Source organism: Mesorhizobium sp. M7A.F.Ca.AU.002.02.1.1 (assembly GCF_003998535.1).
Taxonomy (GTDB): Bacteria; Pseudomonadota; Alphaproteobacteria; order Rhizobiales; family Rhizobiaceae; genus Mesorhizobium; species Mesorhizobium ciceri.
Window position 1 is genome coordinate 1 of the sequence record NZ_RZPB01001006.1, and the last position, 1,833, is coordinate 1,833.

The window sequence follows — 1,833 nt, forward strand, 5'->3', positions numbered from 1 at the left end:
CGTCGGCCAAAATGCCCCGCCGCTACCAGCGGCGCAGGGACCGGTTTCGCGTCAATCTCACCAGGGCCAGTGGACTGTAGGCCCCCTCCCCTGGCGGATCGGTCTATCGCCAAGACAGCTGATCCCTCGGCAGCCGACCACTGGGGTCGAATACAGCCACCTTGTGCGGGAGATCGGGGCCCCAGTTCCAAAGGACCAGATTGCGATCCTCCATCTCGGCCCCCGGCGCGAAGCTCGGAACCACGATGCCGGCAACATTTCGGGGTTGCAACCGCTCATAGATGGACCAGGACGCTGGACGTTCTCCGTTGCTGAGAGCCGTCGCCCAGGCACAGGCCATCTCTTCGAGCGTCACAGAAAACTCTCCTCTCCGCTCTTCCATTGTCAGATCCGCGATGTCGTCACAATCGATCTCATAGGAGCAAAGCACGCAGGGATCGATCCGCTGTGCGAAGCCCTGGTTGGCTTCCTTGATCGCTGTCATGATGGTCAGCGCCAGATAGAGCGCCGGCACGCCTTTGGGATTGAATCGAGCCCCTCGGATCGCCGCTCCTTCGCCGGAAGTCGGCTTGAATGCCCAACGTGGATCATGTGCGCGGTAGCAGGTTCCGACGAACCTCACGCAAACCCGCCAACGGCCATGTGATCGAGATAATCACGGACCGCTGCTGCCTTGCCGTCCTTCACCAGCGCCTCAGCGGTGCGTCCCCCAAATGCCGGAAGCGGCTGAGCCCGATACCAGGCCATCGCCTGCTCCTTGCCACCCGCCCATTCCGTCACTCGGCTGATGATCTCGAGCATTTCTCGCAGACGCCCCTGGGTCTTTACCGTGGCGCTACGCTCTGACCGATAAAGCGTCTCGCGTGCAAGACCTGCAGTCTGGGCCAACTGGCCTTTGGACATGCCAAAACCGTCCGCGACCTGCCCAATCGCAATCTTCCCATTCCGGTCCATGTAGGACAAGATGAGAGGTCCATTCTGCTCGGCTATCTTGAGTGCCTGGCCCATGGTGTTCATCCTACCATATCGGGAGTCATATTTCGTGTGCAGAAGATATGGCAGTTGTAGACTGTTTTCAAGAACGAACCCGTTCAGTGGCCGCGCCGCAAACCCCGCCGACAGGTGGGAATGTGCCAGGCCACCTCAACAGCACCGGTCACATCCTTACGCCGCTGCCCCGCGATATCTTGCCGCTCATCCGGTCATCCGTGCTGACGCGCCATTGGCTTTCAGCGCCGCCATGAGCATAGGTCCAACAGAAAACTCACCCGCTTTTGCCTTTTCGGTCAGCACGCGCAGATAACCGCCAGCCGAGTTGATATGCTGCGCTCTTTGCAGAATGCAGGCGATCACGATCGCGGCAACTTCCTGGCCCATCACATGGCAAGCCTCCTCATAGGCTGAAGGCGACACGCCAAGGTATCCTCGCACCTGGGCGGCGGTCATCATCAAGTCGCGCCAGCTTCCGATCCCGTTGACGGCATAGTCGGCAATATCGGGACAGGCCCGCAGCACCAGTCCAATCGGGTAGCCTTTCGGCTTCTCGGGGGGGTGGGATGTTGGCTCGGCCTCCGCCCTGCTTTTTTCGAAAGCCGGTTCAAATACAAAAGCGGAGTCTGTGTTTGAATCAGATTGCTGCCGCTCATTATGGGACTCATTGCCGCTAGGATTCTTGGCATTTGTGAAGCTTTCCAGCATCTTGTTGACCGCTTCGTGCAGCTCTACCAGCTCGGCGACGACCCCTTCCAGCTCCGACAGGCCTGCCCGGCGTGGAATTGCGTCCACAATGGCCCGGAACCGCTTCCACAGCGTTCCCCAGTCCCCGGGCACATC

3 protein-coding genes are annotated in these 1,833 nt (G+C 60.0%); all 3 read right to left on the reverse strand.

The genetic code is table 11. The features are described from left to right. Window positions 1–103: 103 nt before the first annotated feature. Complete coding sequence (locus tag EN879_RS34330) at window positions 104–622, reverse strand: RES family NAD+ phosphorylase (RefSeq protein WP_063170582.1); 519 nt, start codon at window positions 620–622, stop codon at window positions 104–106. Then, on the reverse strand, window positions 619–1,008 hold the full coding sequence (locus EN879_RS34335; protein WP_013525331.1) for an MbcA/ParS/Xre antitoxin family protein: 390 nt from the start codon (window positions 1,006–1,008) through the stop codon (window positions 619–621). Before EN879_RS34335 ends, EN879_RS34330 begins: the two co-directional genes overlap by 4 nt. Window positions 1,009–1,194: 186 nt before the next feature. After that, the coding region (repC, locus tag EN879_RS34340) for a plasmid replication protein RepC (protein ID WP_245493918.1) at window positions 1,195–1,833 on the reverse strand (639 nt) is incomplete at its 5' end.